At 74.0% G+C, this 23323-nt stretch carries 17 protein-coding genes and 1 pseudogene; 12 read left to right on the plus strand and 6 right to left on the minus strand.

The window, feature by feature from the left end; translation table 11 throughout:
- The first annotated feature begins 57 nt into the window (after positions 1-57).
- Positions 58-2004, plus strand: coding sequence for a 1-deoxy-D-xylulose-5-phosphate synthase (dxs, locus tag ABZT87_RS04670; protein WP_355063976.1), 1947 nt, complete (start codon positions 58-60; stop codon positions 2002-2004).
- A gap of 124 nt (positions 2005-2128) precedes the next feature.
- On the opposite strand, the gene ABZT87_RS04675 is transcribed toward dxs, so the two are convergent.
- A complete protein-coding gene (locus ABZT87_RS04675) occupies positions 2129-3289 on the minus strand; it encodes a hypothetical protein (RefSeq protein ID WP_355133702.1) in 1161 nt (386 codons plus the stop codon).
- A 593-nt stretch (positions 3290-3882) separates the two neighbouring features.
- On the opposite strand from ABZT87_RS04675, the gene ABZT87_RS04680 reads away from it, so the two are divergent.
- On the plus strand, positions 3883-5598 hold the full coding sequence (locus ABZT87_RS04680; protein WP_355064055.1) for a hypothetical protein: 1716 nt from the start codon (positions 3883-3885) through the stop codon (positions 5596-5598).
- Complete coding sequence (locus ABZT87_RS04685) at positions 5598-7400, plus strand: hypothetical protein (RefSeq protein WP_355133606.1); 1803 nt, start codon at positions 5598-5600, stop codon at positions 7398-7400. The genes ABZT87_RS04680 and ABZT87_RS04685 overlap by 1 nt, the downstream gene beginning before the upstream one ends.
- Here the strand turns inward: ABZT87_RS04685 and ABZT87_RS04690 are convergent.
- Positions 7397-9292 carry a hypothetical protein gene (locus ABZT87_RS04690; protein ID WP_355133704.1) on the minus strand — a complete coding sequence of 632 codons (1896 nt, stop codon included), beginning with the start codon at positions 9290-9292 and terminating at the stop codon, positions 7397-7399. The genes ABZT87_RS04685 and ABZT87_RS04690 overlap by 4 nt on opposite strands.
- Before the next feature lie 117 nt (positions 9293-9409).
- On the opposite strand from ABZT87_RS04690, the gene ABZT87_RS04695 reads away from it, so the two are divergent.
- The 7 genes from ABZT87_RS04695 (at position 9410) to ABZT87_RS04725 (ending at position 15421) form a co-directional block, all read left to right on the plus strand.
- Positions 9410-10687 (plus strand): PQQ-binding-like beta-propeller repeat protein, encoded by a 1278-nt coding sequence (locus tag ABZT87_RS04695; protein ID WP_355133608.1) that lies wholly within the window; start codon positions 9410-9412, stop codon positions 10685-10687.
- On the plus strand, positions 10684-11979 hold the full coding sequence (locus ABZT87_RS04700; RefSeq protein WP_355133610.1) for a PQQ-binding-like beta-propeller repeat protein: 1296 nt from the start codon (positions 10684-10686) through the stop codon (positions 11977-11979). Before ABZT87_RS04695 ends, ABZT87_RS04700 begins: the two co-directional genes overlap by 4 nt.
- 85 nt (positions 11980-12064) lie before the next feature.
- Positions 12065-12733 carry a response regulator transcription factor gene (locus ABZT87_RS04705; protein WP_039907546.1) on the plus strand — a complete coding sequence of 223 codons (669 nt, stop codon included), beginning with the start codon at positions 12065-12067 and terminating at the stop codon, positions 12731-12733.
- Entirely contained in the window at positions 12730-13911 is a 1182-nt protein-coding gene (locus ABZT87_RS04710; RefSeq protein WP_355133612.1) for a HAMP domain-containing sensor histidine kinase, read from the plus strand. Before ABZT87_RS04705 ends, ABZT87_RS04710 begins: the two co-directional genes overlap by 4 nt.
- Before the next feature lie 161 nt (positions 13912-14072).
- Positions 14073-14375 carry a VOC family protein gene (locus ABZT87_RS04715; protein WP_355064051.1) on the plus strand — a complete coding sequence of 101 codons (303 nt, stop codon included), beginning with the start codon at positions 14073-14075 and terminating at the stop codon, positions 14373-14375.
- Positions 14372-14833, plus strand: a complete 462-nt coding sequence (locus ABZT87_RS04720) for a VOC family protein (protein WP_355133614.1) — start codon at positions 14372-14374, stop codon at positions 14831-14833. Before ABZT87_RS04715 ends, ABZT87_RS04720 begins: the two co-directional genes overlap by 4 nt.
- A 36-nt stretch (positions 14834-14869) precedes the next feature.
- Complete coding sequence (locus tag ABZT87_RS04725; RefSeq protein WP_355133616.1) at positions 14870-15421, plus strand: levansucrase; 552 nt, start codon at positions 14870-14872, stop codon at positions 15419-15421.
- Between the two features lie 66 nt (positions 15422-15487).
- On the opposite strand, the gene ABZT87_RS04730 is transcribed toward ABZT87_RS04725, so the two are convergent.
- The 4 genes from ABZT87_RS04730 to ABZT87_RS04745 form a co-directional block, all read right to left on the minus strand.
- The gene (locus tag ABZT87_RS04730; protein ID WP_355133618.1) at positions 15488-16276 is read right to left on the minus strand and encodes a hypothetical protein; all 789 of its coding nucleotides are present in this window, start codon (positions 16274-16276) and stop codon (positions 15488-15490) included.
- Positions 16277-16448: 172 nt separating this feature from the next.
- Positions 16449-18509, minus strand: coding sequence for a 3-hydroxyacyl-CoA dehydrogenase NAD-binding domain-containing protein (locus tag ABZT87_RS04735; protein WP_355133620.1), 2061 nt, complete (start codon positions 18507-18509; stop codon positions 16449-16451).
- The gene (locus tag ABZT87_RS04740) at positions 18506-19702 is read right to left on the minus strand and encodes a thiolase family protein (RefSeq protein WP_355063967.1); all 1197 of its coding nucleotides are present in this window, start codon (positions 19700-19702) and stop codon (positions 18506-18508) included. Before ABZT87_RS04740 ends, ABZT87_RS04735 begins: the two co-directional genes overlap by 4 nt.
- Positions 19703-19811: 109 nt before the next feature.
- Positions 19812-21137, minus strand: coding sequence for a ribonuclease D (locus tag ABZT87_RS04745; RefSeq protein ID WP_354858146.1), 1326 nt, complete (start codon positions 21135-21137; stop codon positions 19812-19814).
- Between the two features lie 209 nt (positions 21138-21346).
- On the opposite strand from ABZT87_RS04745, the gene ABZT87_RS04750 reads away from it, so the two are divergent.
- Both ABZT87_RS04750 and ABZT87_RS04755 read left to right on the plus strand, forming a co-directional pair.
- On the plus strand, positions 21347-22636 hold the full coding sequence (locus tag ABZT87_RS04750) for a trypsin-like peptidase domain-containing protein (RefSeq protein ID WP_355133622.1): 1290 nt from the start codon (positions 21347-21349) through the stop codon (positions 22634-22636).
- 195 nt (positions 22637-22831) lie between these two features.
- Positions 22832-23323: pseudogene (locus ABZT87_RS04755) on the plus strand (hypothetical protein); the annotation flags it as partial.

Here is a 23323-nt window from a genome sequence, read left to right on the forward strand (position 1 = left end):
GTGTAAGCGGCTCGGGCCAGGCTGCGGAGTACCGGGCGGCCGATAGACTCTCCGGTCATGAGTGTTGAAGAGGACACGGCCAACCACGGTCGGTTGCTGGGGACGGTACGCGGTCCGCAGGACGTCAAGCGGATGTCGGGCGAGGAGCTGGATGTGCTCGCCGCGGAGATTCGGGACTTCCTGATCGCCAAGGTCTCCCGCACCGGCGGGCACGTCGGGCCCAACCTCGGTGTGGTCGAGCTGACGCTGGCCATGCACCGCGTCTTCGACTCCCCCCGGGACCGGCTCCTGTTCGACACCGGCCACCAGGCGTACGTGCACAAGATCCTCACCGGGCGCCAGGCCGGCTTCGACAAGCTCCGCCAGCGCGGCGGCCTCTCCGGCTACCCCAGCCAGGCGGAGAGCGAGCACGACCTCATCGAGAACTCGCACGCCTCCACCGCGCTCTCCTACGCCGACGGCCTGGCCAAGGCGTACGCCCTGCGGGGCGAGGCGCGCAGCGTCGTGGCCGTGGTCGGCGACGGCGCGCTGACCGGCGGCATGTGCTGGGAGGCGCTGAACAACATCGCCACCGCCGGCAACTCCCTCGTCATCGTGGTCAACGACAACGGCCGGTCCTACTCGCCGACCATCGGCGGTCTCGCCGACCACCTCTCCTCGCTGCGGCTCAACCCCGGCTACGAGAAGGTCCTCGACACGGTCAAGGACGCTCTCGGCTCGACGCCGCTGGTCGGCAAGCCGATGTACGAGGTGCTGCACGCGGTCAAGAAGGGCATCAAGGACGCGGTCGCCCCGCAGGCCATGTTCGAGGACCTCGGGATCAAGTACGTCGGCCCGGTGGACGGGCACGACGTGGCGGCCGTCGAGTCGGCGCTGCGCGCGGCGAAGAACTTCGGCGGCCCGGTGATCGTGCACGCCGTCACCCGCAAGGGGTACGGCTACCGCCCGGCCGAGGAGGACGAGGCGGACTGTCTGCACGGCCCCGGCAGCGCCTTCGACGTGGAGACCGGCGCGCTGCTGGCCGCCCCCTCGGTGAAGTGGACCCACGTCTTCGCCGACGAGCTGCTGGCCGTCGCCGACGAGCGGCCGGACGTGGTGGGCATCACCGCCGCCATGGCCGAGCCGACCGGCATCGCCAAGCTGGCCCGCAAGTACCCCGAGCGGGTGTACGACGTGGGCATCGCCGAGCAGCACGCCGCCACCTCGGCGGCCGGCCTGGCGCTCGGCGGTCTGCACCCGGTGGTCGCGGTCTACGCCACCTTCCTCAACCGCGCCTTCGACCAGGTCCTGCTGGACGTGGCGATGCACAAGCTGCCGGTGACCTTCGTGCTGGACCGGGCGGGCATCACCGGCCCGGACGGCCCCAGCCACTACGGCATCTGGGACATGTCGGTCTTCGGCGTGGTTCCCGGCCTGCGGATCGCCGCTCCCCGGGACGCCGCCACGCTGCGCGAGGAGCTGCGTGAGGCGCTGGCCACCGACGACGGCCCGACCGTCGTGCGGTTCCCGACCGGCGCGGTCGCCGCGGACCTGCCGGCGCTGCGCCGGGTCGGCCCGGTCGACGTGCTGGCCGAGTCGGCGCGTACCGACGTGCTGCTCGTCGCCGTCGGCTCCTTCGGCCAGCTGGGCATGGAGGTCGCCGCCCGGGTCGCCGAGCAGGGCTACGGCGTCACCGTCGTCGACCCCCGCTGGGTCCGCCCGGTCCCGGCCGAGCTGGTCGAGCTGGCCGCCCGGCACCGGCTCGTGGTCAGCGTCGAGGACGGCGTCCGCGTCGGCGGAGTCGGCGACGCCCTCGGCCAGGCCATGCGGGACGCCGACGTCCGGGTGCCGCTCAAGGACCTGGGCGTACCGGCCGACTGGCACCCGCACGGCACCCGCGCGCAGATCCTCGCCGACCTCGGCCTGACCGCCCAGGACGTCGCCCGCAACGTCACCGGCTGGATCTCCGGCCTGGACGCCACCCCGGACCGGCTGACCCCCACGAAGACCCCGGCCCAGAACTGACCCGGCTCGACCGACGGCGGGCGGCCCCTACGGGCCCGCCCGCCGTCGGCGTGCGGCCCTCCCGCCTACCTCGATCGTGCACTTCCGGTCGCCGTGCGGGGCAGAAAGTGCACGATCGCGAGGGCTAGCGGGAGCGGGGCGACACGGAGCGGTAGTGGGTCTTGTCGGTGTTGGCCAGGCTGTAGGTCTGGGTGCTGGCCGGCTCGGGGACGACCACCAGGCCGGGGCGCTCCACCAGCAGCGGGGTGCCGGGCGGCACCGAGAGGGAGCTGTCCCGGGTGGCCCGCCAGCTGAGCACCACAAGCGGCTGGCCGGGCACCGGCAGCTGGTACGTCTGCAACGGCGTGGCCCGGTCGGCCGGTGAGACCACCGGCGCGCTCCCGTCCGCCGGCCGGTAGACGACCGCGGTCATCGTGCCGGCGTCGGTGTCCCAGCTGAGCTGCTGCAACTCGGCCGGCTCGCCGCCGCCGAGAGCCACCTCACCGAGCGAGCGGACCGAGAGCTTCGCCATCGGCCAGGACGTCGGCACCGACTTCGGCGCGTCCCGGTCGCCGATCCGTCGCGGAATACTGCCGAACGGACCCCGCTCGCCGGCCAGCACGCAGGTGTCCAGGCCGGTGAGCGCCCGCCGGCCCGCGCCGGACTCGTCACGGACCAGCGGATAGCGCGGGTCGGTCGTGCCGGTGCCCAGGTCGAGCAGCCGGTCGGCGGCCCGCCCGCGGGGCAGCGACTCGGTGGCCCGCAGGGTTGCCGTCACGCCGACCGCCGTGCAGGCCGGCACGTCGACCGGGGCGCTGAGGCCGTCGGCGACGGTCAGCGCCCGGCCCTGCGGCCCGAGCAGTTGCTGCACCCGGGCGGAGACCAGGTAGCGCCGACCACCGGCCGTCTGCACCGGCAGGACGTCGGAGTAGACCAGGTAGCCGGGGTCGGTGTACTCGGTGGCGCGGGCGATCGCGTACCGGCCGCCGTCGCCGGTGAGTTGCAGCAGCCAGGAGGCGCTCTCACCGGGCACGTCGGCCGCGACCAGGGCCACCGGCGCCCCGTCGACCCGGCCCGAGAAGAGGATGCCGGACGAGGGCAGGTGCGCCCGGTCGTCAGCCGGCGAGCGCCAGTCGCGGACGGCCCTGGTGACCGCCGCCGTCGCCGCCGCGTCACCGGCCAGGTCGCCCCGGGGCGGCCACACCGCCAGCGTGCCGTCGAGGCTGTCGTACCCCACCCGCAGGTCGCGGGGCGTGCGCTCCGCCACGGGACCGCACGCGGTGGCGGTCAACAGCGCGGTCAGCAGGACGCTGAGCGCCCTGCCGTGCCGGCGGCCCGGAGTCACCTGATCCGCCCCCGATCGCCTCGCCGTCGTTGTGGGAAAGCGCCATAGTACGAGATGTCCGACGCGACGCCGCCGCTGGCCGGCCCCGCACCCACCACAATGGACGTCACCGGGGCTTTAGTGCCTTTTCGCCGCTCGGGTAGACTCCGCCGACTGTGACGCCTGCCGAGTCCCGCGCCCTGTCCGCGCCGCACCCGGAGGCGGCCGGCCCCGACGAGACAGTGAGCCACCACACTCCCACCGCTTCCCGGGCCAGGGCCGTCGGCGCTCCCGGCGGCTCCGCTGCTCCGGCCGCCCGTGCCGGTGCCGGCGTGGGCACCGTTCAGCGCGAGCCCGAGCCCGCACCCGCCACGACGGCGGTCGCCGCCGCGCCGGCCGAAGCCCCACCGGCAGCGCCGGTCGAGACCCCGGCAGCGCCGCCGGCCCGAGCCACCCCGACTGGCGTACCCGTCGAAGTCACCCCGGCTGGCGTACCCGCGCAAGGCGACGGCGACGAGGGGACTGCCGGGCCGCGCCGACGTCGGTGGGCCCGCTGGACCCGGCGACGGCAGCACCTGGCGGTCGGCGCGCTGTTCCTGCTCGCCGCGCTCTGGGTGACCAGCCGGATCTGGCTGGACCCGGCCGGCCGGGTGGCGTCGCTCTACACCGGAGACCCGGCCCAGGTGCAGTTCTTCCTCGCCCACTCGGTGCGGGTGGTGCTGCACGGTGAGTACCCGTTCTACACCGAGCAGTTCAACTACCCCGACGGCGTCAACCTGATGGCCAACACGGCGGTGCTGGCGCTGGGCATCCCGATGGTGCCGGTGACCCTGCTGTTCGGGCCGGCGGTGTCCTTCGTGGTGCTGGTGACGCTCGGCCTCGCCGGCACCGCGATGGCCTGGTACCTCGTGCTGCGCCGCCACGTCGTGCGGACGCCGCTCGCGGCCGCGGCGGGCGGCTGGTTCTGCGGGTTCTCCCCGGCGATGCTCTCGCACGCCAGTTGGCACCCGAACATCATCAGCCAGTTCCTGCTGCCGTTCATCGTCTGGCGGGTGCTGGTGCTCACCCGCTCGCGCCGGCCGGTCCGCGACGGCGCCCTGCTGGCCCTGCTCGTCACCGCGCAGGCGTTCATCAACGAGGAGATCCTGCTCTTCACGGCGCTGGCCTGCGGGATCTTCCTGCTCGCGGTGGTGGCCCAGGAGCCGGCCCGCTGGCGGGCGGCGTGGCGACCGCTGGCCGCCGGCCTCGCCGCCTGCGCGCTGCTGGCCGGGGCGCTGCTGGCGTACCCGCTGTACGTGCAGTTCGCCGGGCCGATGGCGTACCACGGGCTCAGCGACGCGGTGCAGGACTACGGCAACGACATCGCCGCCTTCTTCGCCCCCGGCTCGGCCACCCTCGGCGGCAACCAGCGGGCCAACGTCAACCTGGCCCCGAACTACTCCGAGGAGAACGCCTTCTTCGGCTGGAGTCTGTCGCTGCTCGCCGTCGGTGTCGTGGTGTGGCTGCGGCGGGAGATGGTCGTGCGGGCGCTCGCCGCGACCGGTGGCTTCTTCGCCCTGCTCTCCCTCGGCGAGCGGATCTCCTGGTGGGACCGGGAGCTGATCACCGGGCCGTGGGAGTTGCTGGTGCACCTGCCCCTGCTGGACGCGGTCGTGCCGACCCGGTTCGGCCTGATCACCACTGTGGTCATCGGTCTGCTGCTCGCGCTCGCCGTCGAGCGGGCCTGGGAGCTGCGCCCGGCCGACCGGCGTACCGTCCGGACGCTCACCGCCGCCGGCCTGGCGTTCGCGCTGCTGCCGATCGCCCCGATGCCGCTGCGGATGGTGTCCCGGCCGCCGGTGCCGGAGTTCATCACCGCCGACCGCTGGCGGGCGTACGTCGGCCCGGACCAGACGCTGGTGCCGATCCCGGTGCCCAGCATGGGCAACACCCACGGCATGCGTTGGGCGGCGGCCACCAACCTCGACTTCAAGATCCCGGGTGGCTACTTCCTCGCCCCCCGCAACGGCAACACCGGCGACCCCGGTCGGTTCGGCGGCCGGCCCAGCGGGGTGGGCCAACTGCTGGAGGAGGTGGCGACCACCGGCCGGACCCCCAAGCTGGACGACCGGCAGCGTCGGCGCTTCACCGACGAGCTGCGGCACTGGCACGCGGCGATCCTGGTGCTGCCGGTTCGTCAGCAGCACGTCGAACCGCTGCGGCGTACCGTCGAGGAGTTGGTCGGCCCCGGTCGCCAGGAGCTGGACGTCTGGGTGTGGGACGTTCGGACGCTGACCGACCGCTCGGTCTGATGTCCACCGGAACGACGTCGTCGCCGACGGAGACGGCGACGGTCGGTCCGCCCACCGCGCGCCCACCCCGGCCGGCGTGGCTGCCGGACGCGTTGGTCGTCGCCGGCTACCTGGGGCTGGCGGTGCTGCTGACCAGCGCCCAGTGGGGCCACCCCGGGCGGCTGTTCCACCAGGCCGGCGACCAGGTGCTCTTCGAGTGGATGCTGGCCCACGCGGCACACGCCGTCGTCGCGGGGGAGAACCCGCTCTTCAGCACCGCCCTGAACGCGCCGGACGGGGTCAACCTGATGGCGAACACCTCGGTGCTCGGCCTCGGTGTCCCGCTGGCCCCGGTCACGCTGCTGTTCGGCTCGCAGGTGGCGTTCTGCGTGGCGGTGGTCGGCTGCCTCGCCGGCACCGCCACGGCCTGGTACGCGCTGCTGCGCCGTCGACTGGTCACCGCCCGCTCCGCGGCGGCGCTCGGCGGGCTGGTCTGTGGCTTCGCCCCCGGCATGATCGCCCAGGCCGGGGCGCATCTGCACGTGGCCGCCCAGTTCCTGCTACCGGCGATCCTCGCCCTGGTGTTCCGTCCCGGGTCGAGCCCGCGCGGGGTGTGGCGGCCCGGTGTCGGCCTCGGGCTGCTGCTCGTGTGGCAGGTGTTCATCGGCGAGGAGGTGCTCGTCTTCCTGGCGCTCGCCGCCGGGGTGTTCGCGCTGGGCTACGCCCTCGCCGACCGGGCCGCGGCCCGCCGCCTCGCGCCGGCCCTGCTCGGTCGACTCGCGGTGGCGGCCGTGGTGGCGGTGACGCTGCTGGCGTACCCACTGTGGTTCCAGTTCCACGGGCCGCAGCACTACACCGGGATGGCCTTCGCCGCGCACGGCTTCCAGCTCGACGCCGCGTCGTTCACCGCGTCGGCCCGGCAGACCGTGCTCGGTGACGACTGGCTGCCGGGGCTGCTCTCACCGAACCCGACCGAGGAGAACTCGTTCTTCGGCCCCGGCCTGCTGGTGCTCGCCGTGGTCATCGTGATCTGGCTGTGGCGACGGCCGCTGGTCCGCGCGCTGGCCGGCTGCGGTGTCGTCTTCGCCCTGCTGTCGCTCGGCGCCGACCTGCGGGTGGACGGCAACGCCACCGGCGTCGCGGGCCCGTACCGGCTGGTCGCCGGGTTGCCGCTGCTCGACCTCGCGGTGCCGGCCCGGTTCGCGCTGGTCTGCGTGCCGGTGCTGGGTGTCCTGGTGGCGCTCTTCGTGGACCGGGTGCGGGCGGCTCGCCGGTCACCGGCCGTGCCGGGACTGCCGGTACGACTGCTGGGGGCGGGAGCGGTGGCCGCCGCGCTGCTGCCGCTGACGCCGACGCCGATCCGGGCGGTGCCGGTCGCGCCGGTGCCGGGGTTCGTCGCCGACGGCGGGTGGCGGTCGCTGGTGCCTGCGGGCCGGACCGTGGTGGCGGTGCCCCCGGTGACCGGCGCCGCGCTGAGCCCGGTGATGCTCTGGTCCGCCCGCACCGGCCTGGCGTTCCGCGCCCCGGGCGGGTACTTCATCGGGCCGAGTGGTCCGGACGACCCGGCGGCCCGCTGGGGCGCCCCGGACCGGCCCACCGCCGTGCTGCTGCGCCGGGTCGCCGAGACCGGCGCGGTGCCGGTGCTCACCGAGGCCGACCGCCGCCAGGCCGTCGACGACCTGCGGCACTGGCGGGCCGCCGTGGTGGTGCTCGGCCGGTCGACGCACGACGAACCGGTCCGCCGGACAGTCGAGGAGCTGCTCGGCCCCGGCCGCCCGGTCGACGGCGGGTGGCTGTGGGACGTCCGGACGCTGGTCGGCTAGCGCTGATCCACAAGCGCGCGGACATCCCAGACCCAGACGTCGTCGACCCGCTGCGGCGGCCCGATCAGTGCGGTGACCAGTTCGCGTAGCACCGCCTCGCGCGGGTGTGCGCCGAGCACCACCACCGACGCCCGCCAGAACCGGAGGTCCTCGACGGCCTGGCGGCGGTTCTCGTCGGTGAGGACGGGGACCGCGTTGGCGTCCATCGTGGAGTAGATGAGGCTGCTCGTGGGCCGGTTCGGTGCGCCGAAGACGCCCTCGCCCAGCTCGTTGGGGCCGATGAAGTAGCCGCCCGGGACGGGGAACTCCTGCCCGGTCAGGGCACTCCAGCGCAGCGTGGGCAGGCCGTGCACGTTGCTCGGGATCGGCACCGGCACGAGGGTCCGGCCCTCCGGCACGTACGGTCGCCAGCCGCCGGCGGTGATGAAGTGCGGCGGCGGGTCGATCTGCTGGGCGGGCAGCGGCCGGGGGAAGAGCGGCAGCAGGGCGAGGGCGACCGCCGCGTACCCCAGCGGGCGCAGCCACCGGCGCCGCGGCGCGGCCAGCGCGGTCGCGGCCGGCTCGTCGGACGTCGCCGGCTCCCCGGCGCGCGGTGCCGGCACGCGGCCCGGCGCGGCCACCGGGCGGCCCTGTCGGTGCGCCGCGTCCCAGGTCAGCGCCAGCAGTACGCCCACCGCGGCGGCGACCACCAGGGTCAACCGGGTCGGCATCATCATCTCGACCAGGGGCAGGTCGTCCGGCACGTACGACCAGGGGCCGCGCACCCCGGTCTCCACGCCGTCGAAGCGCACCCGCGGCCCGATCGCGGCCACCGTGAAGACCACGATCAGCACCGCGACGATCCGGGCGGCCAGCGAACGGCGCACCAGCAGCACGAGGGCCACCACCGACAGCAGCACCAGCGGCCAGCCGAACCAGGTGTTCTGCTCGGTCATGCCGATCGTCTGCTCCACCGCCGGGTCGCCCGCCCAGGTGTCCCGGGCGAAGGTCACGAACGCGACCAGGTCCTCGCCCCAGTTGTGGAACACGCCACCCTGCAGCCCGCGGTAGGACTGCGGGCCGTTGAACTGGAACCAGATCGGGTACGCCGCCAGCAGCAGCGCCAGCCCACCGGCGACGCCCATCCCGGCGAGGAACGGCCCGGCCGCGGCGCGCGTCGCCCGTGGCCGCTGCACCGCGTACGCCAGCACGACGACCAGGCAGGCCAGCGCGGTGAGCAGCAGCATCTCCTCGTTGATGAAGATCTGGTAGGTCACCAGCACCCCGAGCGCCAGCCCGTTGCGCCGCCACCGGCCCGGCTCGCCCATCCGCAGCACCCGCACCACGATCAACGGCAGCAGGAAGTTGGACACGAAGTTGGGCTGGCCGTTGGCGTGGTGGATGATGCCCGGCGCGAAGCCGAGGAACGCCCCGCCGACGAAGGCTGCCGCCCGGGAGCGCACCAGGTGCCGCGAGAGCATCCAGTAGGCGGTGCCGGCGGTGGCCGCCAGAGCGCCACCCAGGTAGAGCGCGTACGTGACCTGCGGACCGAACAGCATCGTCAGTGGCGACAGCGGCAGGGTCACCCCGAGCAGCGAGGTGTTGGCCATCATGTTCACCCCGTCCGGGGCGTTCTGCCGGGCCGTGAACAGCGGGTTCTCCAGGTGCCGCACCGAGTACGCGCCGTGCGCGAACAGCCACTCGAACCAACTGTGGTCGGTGGGCAGGTGCGAGGACACCCGGCCGGTCACGTCCCCCCAGTAGTGGAGGCAGACGAAGACGCCCAGCACCACATAGGCTCCGAGGGCCAACAGGTCGGCTCGGGCCGGACGGCGTCGAGGCCGCCGTGTCGGCTCGGCCTCGGCCGGCTCGGCGTCGGTCACGGGATTCAGCGAGGGGTCTACCACCGGCACAGCCACGACGCGCCATCGTACAGGCGAGGATGCGTCGCTTTTGCCGGGCCGGTACGCCCACGGCCGGTTTGCCGGGGCCGCCCCCGGCCGACCCGACCGGCGATGGAGGGACGGTCGTTGTCGATCATCGAGCTGGGCGAGGTCCGGGACGAGCCCGAGTCGCGGGCGACGGCCCGCCGACCGCGCGCCGCCGGCCGTCGGCTGCGCAGCGCGGCGGTGCTGCTGCTGGCCCTCGTCGCGCTGGCCAGCGCGACCCCGGTGCGGCAACGGATCGTGACGTCGGTGCCGGCCTCGCCGGGCGCCTCGGTGTACCTCACCGAGGACGCCATCGTCGTGGTCGACACGTCGACTCCCATCGGCGACCGGTACCTGACCGCCTACGGCCGTCCCGGGCCGAGGGGCGGGGACAGCGTGCGGCGCCGGTGGCGCGCACCGCTGGAACGCAGCGGCGACTTCCTGGCGGTCTGGGGCGACCGCGGGATGCTGCTGGCGGTGGGTGCCAGCACCGCGAACGGGGTGCTGGAGACCACCGCCTTCGACGCCGGGACGGGCCAGCGGCGCTGGCGCCAGCCGGGAATCGCCAGGCGAACGGCCGACGGGGGCCTGCTCCTCGCGAACGACCTGGGCGACGGGCCGGGCACGGTGAGCCGGGTGGTGCCCGACACCGGCCGGGTGCTCTGGTCGGTGCCCATCCCGTCCGGCAGCCCCGACTACCACGGGCCGGCGGGTCAGGTCGACCAGATCGTGTTCGTCCAGCCGACCGGTGAGCTGCAGGTGTACGACGCCGGCAGCGGCGACCTGCTGCGCAGCGTCGACACGTTGCCCGGTGCCCGGTCGGCGTTCCAGCGGGTGCAGGTCGTGGACGACCTCGTGCTGCTCGTCCCGCCCGGCAGCACCGGGCTGGTCGCCTTCCGGCTGCCCGGACTGGACCGGGTGTGGACGTCGTCGGTGCCGCTGGTGGCCTGGGCGGTCCCGTGTGCGGACCTGCTCTGTACGGTCCAGCAGACCGGCGCCATCCAGACCATCGACCCCGCCACCGGCGCCGTTCGCTGGTCGGACCCGGGGCCGGACACGTTGGTCGACGTCCGGCGGGACATGTTGCTGGTGGCCGCGCCCGAGCAACGGTACGCGGTGCGGGACGCGCAGACCGGGCGGGAACGCGCTGAGCTGGGCCGGTGGCAGCTGGTGGACCAGCTACGCCGCGACGACCCGCTGATCGGCGTACGGCCGACTCCCGACGGCCGGCTCGTCGTCGCCGAGCTGGACCTCACCGCCGGTCGGACGCGGATCCTGGACGTGCTGCCGGGCGTGGTCGGTGGGTGCCAGGCGGCGCTGCCCGTCCTGCTCTGCCGCCGCCTCGACGGCTCGACCGCGCTGTGGCGGTTGCCCCGGTGACCGGTCCGGTGATCGATCTCGGGGAGCTGCGGCACGGGCCGGACCCCGACACCGTCCGGCTGCCCCGCCCGCCGCTGGCCCGGCAGCGGCCCCTGCGCTGCGCGCTGGTCCTGCTGCTGGTGCTCGCCGGCCTCGCCGGTTCGGGGCCGTTGCACCGACGCGAGGTGGTGACGGTGCAGGCCGAGCTCGGCGCCGACGCGCTGGTCTCCGACGACCTCTTCGTCCTCGTCGAGCCGCTCGGCCGCACGGGGCAGCGGCGGATCACCGCCACCTGGCTGCCCGGCGGCGAGCCGGCCTGGCAGGTGCCGTTGCCGACCGAGGGCCGGTACTGGGGAGTCGCGCAGCAGGGCGAGACGCTGCTGGTCACCGGCCACGAGGTCGGCCCGGACAGTCAGGGGACGCTCACGATGGCGCTGGACCGCCGGACCGGGGCGTACCGCTGGCAGCAGCCCGGCAACCCCGCCGCGCTTCCCGACGGCAACATCCTCATGTGGTCCGCCGGCAGCGACGACCAGGGGGGCACCCTGCGCGGGGTCGACCCGTGCTGCGGGACCGTGCGCTGGCAGGTGCCGATCAGCCCCGGCGGTGAGTTCGTCTTTCACGACGGCGAGCACGGGGTGGACCGCGTGGTCGTCGTCCGCCTGCGCGGGTCGACCGAGGTCCGCGACGCGACCACCGGCGCGGTGCTGGCCCGCACCGACCTGGGCGCCTCCGGCGGTGGGTCCAGCCTGTCCGTGCAACTGGCGGACGACCTGCTGCTCACCATCGGCGGTCCGTCGGCCACGATCACCGCGTATGGGCTCGACGACCTGCGCCAGCGGTGGCGTGTGCCCGCCGGCGAGGCGCTGTACGCGTCGGACTGCGGCGTCGTCATCTGCGTGCAGACCCGCTCCGGCGGGCTGCGGGCGCTCGACGCCGCCACCGGTCGGGACCTCTGGGGGAGCGACCGCTGGGGGTGGGTCTGGCCCTACGCCGGTCGGCTGGTGGCCACCACGGTGAGCAGCGCCGGGCCGGGCGCGGAGGAACTCGTCGTGCTCGATCCACCGACCGGCCGGGTGCTGGCCGAGCTGGGTCGGTGGGAGCTGGCCCGGTTCGCCCTCGGCGACCCGCTGATCGGCGTACGCCGCCATCCCGACGGGGGCCTGCTCGTCGCCGAGCTGGACGTCGCCGGTGGCCGGGCACGGATGCTGGACGTGTTGCGGGACGCGACCGGGGACTGTCAGGCCCTCACCGGGCGACTGCTCTGCCGGCGCCGAGACAGCGCGTACGGGCTGTGGCGGTTGCCTGGCTGACCACCGCCGGGTCGGTGTGGGCGGCGAGGGAGGATTGTTGCCCGCCGGCACTAGGTTGTCGGTGGTCAGCAGCGAGGAGGCCGGGATGCGGGTACTGGTGGTGGAGGACGAACGCAACCTCGCCGACGCGATCGCGCGTGGATTGCGCAAGCGGGGCATGGCGGTGGACGTGGCGTACGACGGCGACGCCGGCCACGAGGCGGCGTTCGTCACCCGGTACGACGTGGTGGTGCTCGACCGCGACCTGCCCGGCGTGCACGGCGACCAGATCTGCGCCGACCTCGCCGCCTCCGGGGCGCTGACCCGGGTGCTGATGCTGACCGCGAGCGGCACGGTGGCCGACCGGGTGGAGGGGTTGCAGCTCGGGGCGGACGACTACCTGCCCAAGCCGTTCGCGTTCGACGAGTTGGTCGCCCGGGTGCAGGCACTGGGCCGGCGGGCCACCCCGGCCGCGCCGCCGGTTCTCGAACTGGCGGACCTGGTGCTGGACCCGGCCCGCCGGGTCGCCACCCGCGCCGGTGTGCCGATGGACCTGACGAACAAGGAGTTCGGCGTGCTCAGTGAGCTGCTCAAGGCCCGGGGCGCGGTGGTGTCCAGCGAGGAGCTGTTGGAGCGGGTGTGGGACGCCAACACCGACCCGTTCACCACAATCGTCCGGGTGACCGTCATGACGCTGCGTCGAAAGCTCGGCGACCCGCCGTTGATCGAGACGGTGGTGGGGGCCGGCTACCGCACGGCCGAGGTCCTGCCGTGAGCCGGCCGGGGCGGTTGCGACCCACCCTGCGGTTGCGGCTGACGCTGCTCAACGGGGTACTGCTGGTCGGCGCGGGCGCGATCCTGGTGCTGCTGGCCTGGCTGCTGGTCCGTGACGCGCTGCGGCCCACCGACGAGCTGCTGCCCGGCACGACGGTGCTGCTCTCCGACGGTGGGCGGATGGACGCCGCCCAGTGGCAGCGGGAGCTGGTCGACGCCGCCTCCGGGGAGCTGCTGGCCAAGGGCCTGGTCGCGCTGTTGGCGATCAGCGTGGTCGGGGTGGCCGGCGCGTACGCCGTGGCCGGCCGGGCGCTGCGGCCCCTGCACCAGGTGACCGCGACCGCCCAGCGGCTCGGCGAGGCGACGCTGGACCAGCGGATCGGCTACTCGGGCGCGGACGACGAGGTCGCCGAGCTGGCCAAGACGTTCGACGCGATGCTGGACCGGATCGCGTCCGCGTTCGAGGCGCAGAAGCGCTTCGTGGCCAACGCCTCGCACGAGCTCCGGACCCCGCTCGCCGTGATGCGGACCGAGATCGACGTGACGCTCAGCGACGACGACGCGGACGCCGCCGAGTACCGCCGGATGGCGACCGTCGTCCGGGACGCCTCGGAGCGGGCGAACAGCCTGGTGGACGCGCTGCTGGTGCTGGCCCGCAGCGAGGCGCAGGCCGGGCGGCGGCTGGGCCGGCGTACCGAGTGCGACCTCGCGACGGGCACCGCCAACGCGCTGTCGGCGATGCGCCGCGAGGTGGAGCGGATCGGCCTGCGCGTGCAGACGTCGCTGGAATCCGCGCCGGTGGTCGGCGACCCGGGGTTGCTCGACCGGCTGGCCGGCAACCTGATCGAGAACGCGGTCCGCTACAACCACCTGCACGGTCGGCTCTGGGTGCGTACCGGCACCGACGGCGACCGCTCGTGGCTGGTGGTGGGCAACACCGGTTTCGAGGTCGACCAGGCCGACGTGCCCGGACTGTTCGAGCCGTTCCGCCGCGGTGGCCGGGAACGCACCGGGGCGCGCGGCTCCGGCCTGGGCCTGTCCATCGTCCGGGCGGTCTGCCAGGCGCACGGCGGCACCGTCCGGGTGATCGCCCAGCCCGGCGGCGGCCTGGAGGTGACGGTCACCCTGCCGACCGCGGACGCCCCGGCGGTGCCCGGTGCGGTGACCACCACCGGCTGAACGGGGTTGCACACGGCGCTCGGCCGGTGGCAAGATCACGGCGTCAGCTCGGAGGCGAAGGGGGTGCGTCGATGTCCACCAGTCAGGGCTCCGCACCCCGGGTCGTCGCCGGCTGACCCCGGGCAGCGGAGCGTCCCCATCCGCGCATGGAGGGACCACCCGTGTATCCACGGATCCGCAACATCAGTTTCGACTGCCACGACACGTACTCCCTGGCCGGCTTCTGGTCGGCGGTGCTCGGCTACGCCCGGCACAGCGAGGACGTCCCGGGTGATCCGGAGGCGGTAATCCGCGACGAGGAGATCGAGCGGGTGCTCGGCCTCGGCGCCACGATGGTCGCCGACCGGCGGCATGCCGACGGGACGGGTTGGGCGGTGCTGGCCGACCCGGAGGGCAATGAGTTCTGCGTGCTGCGCAGCGCCGGGGAACGTGTCGCCATCACCACTGTGGAGGACCAACCGTGAGCTCGACGATCCACAACATCAGCTTCGACTGCCGAGACACGTACGCCCTGGCCGGTTTCTGGTCGCAGGTCTTCGACTGCCCCCGGCAGCCCGACGACTTTCCGGGCGACCCGGAGGCGATGCTCCTGCCGCCGGGCGGGCCGGAGGTGCTGTTCATCGCCGTGCCCGAGGGCAAGGCGGTGAAGAACCGACTGCACCTGGACCTGGAGCCGGCCGACCGGTCGCGGGCCGACGAGGTCGAGCGGCTGCTCGGCATCGGCGCGGTGCACGTCGCGGACCAGATCCGGCCGGACGGCTCCGGCTGGGTGGTGCTCGCCGACCCGGAGGGCAACGAGTTCTGCGTGCTGCGCAGCGCGGCCGAGCGGGCCGCGTCACCGGCGGGCGTCGCGGCGACGGGTGACGTCGAGCCGGTCCAGGCGCTGGAGACGGCCACCGGGGATCCTGTCGCGTCGCCATGATCCACGGGACGGCGTAACAGGTTGGCGTGGTGTTGGATGAACGACCACAGCAGCCAGATGAAGGATGTGTGGGCAGATATGGACACGACGGCGACCGAGCCGGTGCAGGCGTACCTCACCGCGACCGGCGAGCGGCTTCGGGCCGACGGCTGCGAGGTGCGGACCGAGGACTGGGGCGGCGTACCGGTGCTGATCGGCTACCGGGGCGACTTCAGGATGCGGTGGATGGCGACCAAGCTGCACCTGTTCACGGTCGCCGCGCCGACGACGCTGGTCACGGCGGACGCTCTGCAGAGGTTCACCGCCACGGCGATGGACTACGTGTTGGCCCGCAAGGGGCAGCTGCGTGGCTTTCAGAACGGCGTGGCCGTGTTCCCCGCCCTGGTCGGCACTCAGGTCGAGCCGGCGGCCTCGGCGTGGGCGCAGGGGGGCCAGCAGATGAAGTTCGCCGCGGTGGCCCGTCCGGTGGCGGTGGACGCCGGCAGCGGCAGGGCCAGCGCGTACCGCGGCAATCCGGCGCTCGGCTTCATCTACGCGGCCCACCTGCGGAGCAAGTTGAACGCGTACTTCCCGGTGGCCGGAGCCTGAGCGGTCCGTGACGTACGGCGGGGCCCCGGTCACCGTGAGGTGGCCGGGGTCCCGGTCGTGCACGGGTCAGGAGCGCTGCTCGATCTGGCCCCGGATGGTGACGAACTCGGCCTTCGTCTCCTCGGCCGACTTGAAGTACATGACCACCAGGCCCACGCTGCCCCGGTCGGCCCAGACGCAGACGCCGAGCGGCACGCCCTCGGTCTTGCCGTCGCCGCAGCGCGCGTCACCGCCCAGCGGGCCCGCCTCGACCACCGCCATGTTGGTCACCGACAGCTCGCTGGACAGCCCGGTGACGGCCTCGTCCAGCTCCTTCTTCGGGTCGGCCATCACGCCGGACACCGCCGTGATCATGATGAGGTCCTGCTTGGCCGGGTCGCCGTAGAACGCGCCGATCGTGCTTGTCTCGTTCTGCACCTCGGTCTTCATCTCGGTGACCATCTGGTCGGCGACCGTCTGCAACTGCGGGTCGGTGTTCTTCGCCCGGCCGGCGAGGGTGGCCGGCGCGACCACCCGGGTCTTGGTGGCGTCGACGACGTCGCCCACCTCGTCCTTGACCGCGAACCAGGTGATCGCCGCGCCGCCGAGGCAGAGCACGAGCACCACGGCCAGCACGATCAGGATGATCTTGCCGACGTTCGACTTCTTCGCCGGTGGCGGGCCGCCGAACTGGTTCGGGTCGCCGTACGGCTGCCCCGGCTGAGCCGGCGGGAAGCCCTGCTGCTGCGGCGGCGGCCAACCGCCGGGCTGCTGCGGCTGGCCCGGCTGCTGCGGCACGGCCGGCTGGCCCGGCTGCTGCGGCGGGGGAGGGGAATCGTGCGGCGGGCCGAAGGGGTTGGCCGGCGGCTGGGACATCAGTCAGCTCCAGGATGGGTGTGCAAAGCGCGTGATCGTAACCCGGCGACCGCCCCCGGCGTTGCCCCCGCGCAGGTCCCGCACGCTCCCGGGCCGGTCACCAACGAGCGCGGTGGCCGGCCCGGTCCACGAGGGACGGTCCGGCCACCGCGACGGTGGTGCTGGGGTCGTGTCAGGCGGGCAGGCTCGCCGCTCCGAGCGGCAGGAACCGCCGGCCGGTGACCCGCTCGCTGGTGCCGGTCCGGTCCAGGTACGGCGTGACGCCGCCCAGGTGGAACGGCCAACCGGCGCCCAGGATCATGCACAGGTCGATGTCCTGCGCCTCGGCGACCACGCCCTCGTCCAGCATCAGCCGGATCTCCTGCGCGAGCGCGTCGAGCGCGTTCTGGCGTACCTGCTCGGCGGTCAGCGGCTGGTCACCGACGACGAGCAGCTTGGCCACCTCGTCGTTGACCTGGTCGTCGACCACGATCGGCTGGCCCGAGTCGGCGATCCGCTTGAGGTTCTCGCTGACCCCGAACCGGTCCGGGAACGCCTCGTGCAGGGTGCCGCCCACGTGGTACGCCACGGCCGGCCCGACCAGCTGGAGCAGGGCGAGCGGGCGCATCGGCAGGCCCAGCGGGTCCAGTGCGCTGTTCGCCACGTCCAGCGGCGTGCCGGCGTCGACGGCCGCGAAGACGGTGCCCAGGAAGCGGGTGAGCAGCCGGTTCACCACGAACGCCGGGGCGTCCTTGACCAGCACGCTCGACTTCTTGAGCTGCTTGCCGACCGCGAACGCGGTGGCGAGGGTGGCGTCGTCGGTCCGCTCGCCCCGCACGATCTCCAGCAGCGGCAGCACGGCCACCGGGTTGAAGAAGTGGAAGCCGACCACCCGCTCCGGGTGCTCCAGCTCCGCGGCCATCTCGGTGATGGACAGCGAGCTGGTGTTGGTGGCGAGCACCGCCTCCGGGGAGACGATCTTCTCCAGCTCGGCCCAGACCTGCTTCTTGACGCCCAGGTCCTCGAAGACCGCCTCGATGACGAAGTCGGCGTCCGCGAAGGCGCCCTTGTCGACCGTGCCGCTGACCAGGCCGTACAGCTTGGCGGCGGTGCCCTTGTCCATCCGGCCCTTGGTGACGGCCTTCTCGATCTGGGTGTGCACGTAGCCGATGCCCTTGTCCACCCGGGCCTGGTCCAGGTCGCTCATGACGACCGGCACCTGGAGGCGGCGGGCGAACAGCAGCGCCAACTGGCTGGCCATCAGGCCGGCGCCGACGATGCCGACCTTGGTGACCGGGCGGGCCAGGCCCTTGTCCGGTGCGCCGGCCGGCCGCTTGGCCCGCCGCTGCACGAGGTCGAAGGCGTACAGGCCGCTGCGCAGCTCCTCGGAGAAGACCAGGTTCGCGAGGGCCTCGTCCTCGGCGGCGGTGCCGGCGGCGAAGTCGCCGTCCTTCGCCGTCTCCAACAGGTCGAGCGCCTTGTACGCGGCCGGGACCGCGCCGTGCAGCCGCTGGTTCAGCGTCTCCCGGGCGAAGTAGAGCACGCCCGCCCACATGTCCTTGTCGACCTCGGGCCGGGTCACGGTGACCTGACCGCGCACCACGCCGGCGGCCCATTCGAGCGACCGCTCCAGGAAGTCGGCCGGCTCCAGCAGCACGTCCGCGATGCCCAGCTCGGCGGCCTGCTTCGGCTTGAGCATCTTGTTCTGCATGAGCGGGTTCTGGATGATCACCTGCGTGGCGGCGGGGATGCCGATCAGGTTCGGCAGCAGTTGGGTGCCGCCCCAGCCGGGCACCAGACCGAGGGAGACCTCGGGCAGGGCGAGCGCCGCCGCGCCGCCGGAGAGCGTCCGGTAGTGACAGTGCAGCGCCAGCTCCAGGCCGCCGCCCATGGCCGCGCCGTTGACGAACGCGAACGTGGGCACGGTGCTGTCCTTGAGCCGGGCGAAGACCCGGTGGCCGAGCCGGCCGATCTCCAGCGCCTGCGCGCGGTCGGCGAGCTGCGGCAGGCCGACGATGTCCGCGCCCACACAGAAGATGTACGGCTTGCCGGTGACCGCGATGAACGCCGGGTCGGCGGCGAGCGCGGCCGTGATGGCCTCGTCCAGGCTGGTCAGACCGGCCGGGCCGAAGGTGTTCGGCTTCGTGTGGTCGAAGCCGTTGTCCAGGGTGATCAGGGCGGCGGGTCGGTCCAGCCCCGGTACGGTCACCGAGCGCAGCAGCGCCCTGGTGACGACCTCGTTCGGCGCCTTCACTTGTCGCCCTCCGTCCAGTGCGGGTTCTCCCAGATGACCGTGCCGCCCATGCCGATGCCGATGCACATCGCCGTGACGCCGTAACGGACCTCGGGGTGCTCGGCGAACTGGCGGGCCAGCTGGGTCATCAGCCGTACGCCGGACGAGGCGAGGGGGTGGCCGATGGCGATGGCGCCGCCCCACGGGTTGACCCGCGGGTCGTCGTCGGCGATGCCGAAGTGGTCGAGGAAGGCGAGCACCTGCACGGCGAACGCCTCGTTCAGCTCGAACAGTCCGATGTCGTCGATGGTCAGGCCGGCCAGGCGCAGGGCCTTCTCCGTCGACGGGATCGGGCCGACGCCCATCACCTCCGGCTCCACCCCGACGAAACCGAACGACACCAGCCGCATGGCGACCGGCAGGCCCAGCTCGCGGGCGGTTGCCTCGTCGGCGAGCAGGCTCGCGGTGGCGCCGTCGTTCAGGCCCGCCGCGTTGCCCGCGGTGACCTTGCCGTGCGGGCGGAACGGGGTCTTCAGGGTGGCCAGCTTCTCCAGCGACGTGTCGCGGGGGGCCTCGTCCACTCCAGCCAGACCCCAGCCGCCCTCGGCGTCGCGGATGGCCACCGGCACCAGGTCGTCCTGGAGCTTGCCGTTGGCGTACGCCTTCGCCGTCTTCTGCTGCGAGGCGAGCGCGAACGCGTCGGTGCGCTCCTTGGTGATGTGCGGGACCAGGTCGTGCAGGTTCTCCGCGGTGGCGCCCATGACCAGCGCCGACGGGTCCACCAGCTTCTCCGCGATGATGCGCGGGTTGGGGTCGACGCCCTCACCCATCGGGTGGCGGCCCATGTGCTCGACGCCACCGGCGATGGCGACGTCGTACGCGCCCATGGCGATGCCACTCGCGACGGTGGTCACGGCGGTCATCGCGCCGGCGCACATCCGGTCGATCGCGAAGCCGGGAACGGTCTTGGGCAGACCGGCCAGCAGCGCTGCGGTACGGCCGATGGTGAGGCCCTGGTCACCGATCTGGGTGGTGGCCGCGATGGCGACCTCCTCGACCCGCTCCGGCGGCAGCTGCGGGTTGCGGCGCAGCAGTTCACGGATACAGCGGATCACCAGGTCGTCGGCGCGGGTGTTGGCGTACATGCCACCCGCCTTGCCGAACGGGGTACGGACGCCGTCGACGAAGACGACATCCCGAACTTCACGGGGCACTTGAGCCTCCTAGCCGAACGGGCACGTTACCCCGGATGCTACTCGCCAGTAACCAACCTGCCGCCCGCCCCCCGCTGTGGCACACCCCACACCAGAGAGCGGGGGCAGGTCAGGGGATGGGGTTGGGGGCCAGGGCCTGGGTCAGGTCGGGGGTCAGCAGGGCGATCTGCCACTCGCGGGCGTTGAAGCCGCGCAGGGACTCCGCCACCGTGTCCTCGATGACCTCCTCCGGCGGGCTCCACGCCAGACGGCGTACCGAATCCGGGGTGATCAGATTTTCCGGGGGCAGGTTGTGCTCGCCCGCGATGCGGACCACCGCCTCCCGGCAGCGGGCCAGGCGACCGGCCGCCACCGGGTCCCGCTCGGCCCACCGGTGCGGTGGTGGTGGGCCCTCCACCGCCGGGATGACCGGAAGCGCGTCGTCCGGCAGCTCCCGGGCGTCGTCGAGCGCGGCCAGCCAGGTACGGGCCAGCCGACGGACCGACCGCCCCCCGAAGCCGGGCAGCGTCAGCAGCGTCTTCTCGTCCTTCGGGTCCAGCTCGGCCGCGGCGACGATGGCCGAGTCCGGCAGCACCCGGCCGGGCGCGGCGTCCCGCCGGGCCGCGATCTGGTCCCGGGCGTACCACAACGAGCGGACCCGGGCCTGGGCCCGCGCCCCGCGCACACGGTGGATGCCCGACGTGCGCCGCCAGGGTTCCGCGCGGACCCGGGGCGGCCGGGCGCCGGTCCGGACCAGGGCGGCGAACTCCTCGGCGGCCCAGGCCGACTTGCCCTGCCGGGCCAGCTCGGCGTCGAGCGCGTCGCGGAGGTCGGTGAGCATCTCCACGTCGAGCGCGGCGTAGGTCAGCCACGACTCGGGCAGCGGTCGACTCGACCAGTCGGCCGCCGAGTGATGCTTCTCCAGGGTGAATCCGAGTAGCTGCTCGGTCAGCGCGGCCAGGCCGACCCGCTCGAACCCGGCCAGCCGAGCGGCCAGTTCCGTGTCGAACAGCCGGCGCGGACGCAGCCCCACCTCGGCCAGGCAGGGCAGATCCTGACTGGCCGCGTGGAGCACCCACTCGGCCTCGCCGATCACCGCGTCCAGCGTGCTGAGGTCGGGCAGCGGCAGCGGGTCGATCAGCGCTGTGCCGGCGCCCTCGCGGCGCAGCTGCACCAGGTACGCGCGCTGGCTGTAGCGGTACCCCGAAGCGCGCTCGGCGTCCAGGGCAACCGGGCCGGTGCCCGCCGCGAACCGGGCCACGACCTCGGCGAGCTCGGCCGGGGTGGTCACCGGATCAGGGGTGCCGTCGCGGGGGGCGGTCAGCGGAACGGGCCCACCGTCGGTCGGGTCGGGCCCCTCGCCCGCCGGCTGCGGCTGGGCCGACGGCGGGTGCTGGGGTGCGTGTCCCGGGAGTTCTTCGGTGGGCCGACGGCGCAGGGGTGGTTCGTCGGTCACCTGCCAACCCTAGTGCGCGCCGTGATCCGGCGTGTGCAGCCGGTCCGGCGTGTGTCGGTCAGGTGTCCGCAAGGTGTCCCTTCGGATGCCGGACATTGGGGGAGACAAAGCCCGTTCGCGCAGGTACGGTCCATCGAGCCGCCGGCCCCGCTCGGGTGATCCTGGGCCGTGGCCGCAAGCGCACGACCACGGGGAAGGGCAAGACGATCATGACGGCTGGCTTCGGTGCGGGGGACGCACGGCCAACGGGCGCCGAGCCTGACGACGTGAGCGGGCGGGCGGCCGAACGGCCGGGCCCCCTGCCGCCGCGCATCGAACCGCACCCGGAGGTCGGCGCCACCTGGGCCGGTGCACCGGGCCCCGGGGCCGAGCCCTCCGCCGCCGTCCCGGCACCCCGTGCCGGCTGGGCGGCCCCACCCAACGCCGGCCAGTGGGGCGCGGCGCCCCAGGGGCCCGTGCCGGCCGGCCCGCACACCACGGCCGCTGCGCCGGGCCCCGCCGCTGGACACAGCACGGCCGCGCCGTACGCACCTGGGCCAGCGCCGTACGCGGCAGGTCCGGCGTCGTACGGCGCCGGACCGTACGCCCCGGGCGCTCCCACGGCCTACGGCGCCGGCGGCTATCCGCCCGCCGGTGACCTGGCCAGCGCACCGCCGTTCCCGACCGCGGGTCACCCCGGTCAGCCCGGCTGGCCGGGCGTCACCCCGCCTGCGCGATCCACCCGGCGTCGCTGGCCGGTGGTGCTCGCCGTGCTGCTCGTCGTCGCGCTGGCCGCCGTGGCCGGCCTGCAGGCGTACCAGCTCGACCGGCTCGGCGACCGGCTCGCCGCGACCGACCGCCGGCTGGCCCAGGCCCAGGACGGCGACGGCACCCGCCTCGACGGCCTGGAACAGCGCACGGACGCGCTGGAGAAGCAGGCCGGGGCGGCGTTCAACCCCGAGGCGGTGGCCAGCGCCGTGCTGCCCAGCGTCTTCCGGGTGCGGGCCGGCCAGTTCACCGGCACCGCGTTCGCGGTGGGCAAGCCGGCCGCCGGTGGCGGCACCAACCTGTTCACCAACTTCCACGTGGTCGAGTCGATCTGGGAGAGCGGCGGCCGGCAGGTCTTCCTGGAGCGCACGGACCAGCGCTTCCCGGCCACCATCGTCAAGGTCGACAAGGCCAACGACGTGGCGCACCTGCGGGCGACCGGCAAGTTCGCCGGCCTGGTCACCGCGCCCAGCGCCGTGAAGTCCGGGCAGCAGATCATCGTCGTCGGTGCTCCGCTCGGCCTGGAGGACAGCGTCACGACTGGTGTGGTGAGCGCGTTGCGCGCCGCGCAGGGCGGCTCCGGACCGGCCATCCAGTTCGACGCCCCGATCAACCCCGGCAACTCCGGCGGCCCGGTGATCAACGGCAGCAAGCAGGTGGTCGGCATCGCCACCGCCAAGGCTCGTGACGCCGAGGGCATCGGGCTCGCCATCCCGATCAAGGTCGCCTGCGACGGTTTCAAGATCTGCTGACCTGCGGCCCCAGCCGCTCGCGCCACCCACGGCCGCCCGGCCGCTCCCGCCACCGACGGCCTCCCCGGCCGCTCGCGCCTGACGGCCGCCCCGGCCGTCCCCGACCCATCCGGGTCCTCGGTCCCGGACGATCCCGCCGCTGCACCTGGTCCGTCGCGCCTACCGGCGGAGGACCTGCTCACCTGGAGGAAGAACATGTCCCAGCCACCGACCGGGCCGGAGGGTCTCCCGCCCGCCACCCCGACTCCGCCGGCCGGCTCGCCCGACCCCGACGCGACGGTGCAGCACGCGGCCGGCACCGACGCGACGGTGCAGCACGCGGCCGGCACCGACCCGACCGTGCGGTACCCGGCCGGGCAGCCCGCGCCGCAGCAGTACGCGCCGGGCCAACCCACGCCGCCGCAGCAGTACGTGCCAGGCCAGCCGACGCCGCCGCAGCAGTACGCGCCGGGTCAGGCCGCGCCGCAGTACGGTGCCGCCGCGCCCACGCAGCCGCAGTACGGAACCCCGCAGACGCCGGGCTACCCGGCCAGCGCCCCGCCCTACGCCGGCCAGCCGATGTCCGCGCCGCCGGTCTCCGGTCCGGCGTACGGCCAGCCGATGTCCGCGCCGCCGGTCTCCGGTCCGGCGTACGGCCAGCCGATGTCCGCGCCGCCGGTCTCCGGCCCGGCGTACGGGCAGCCGATG

Origin of the sequence: Micromonospora sp. NPDC005237, assembly GCF_040607775.1 — a bacterium.
GTDB lineage: Bacteria > Actinomycetota > Actinomycetes > Mycobacteriales > Micromonosporaceae > Micromonospora.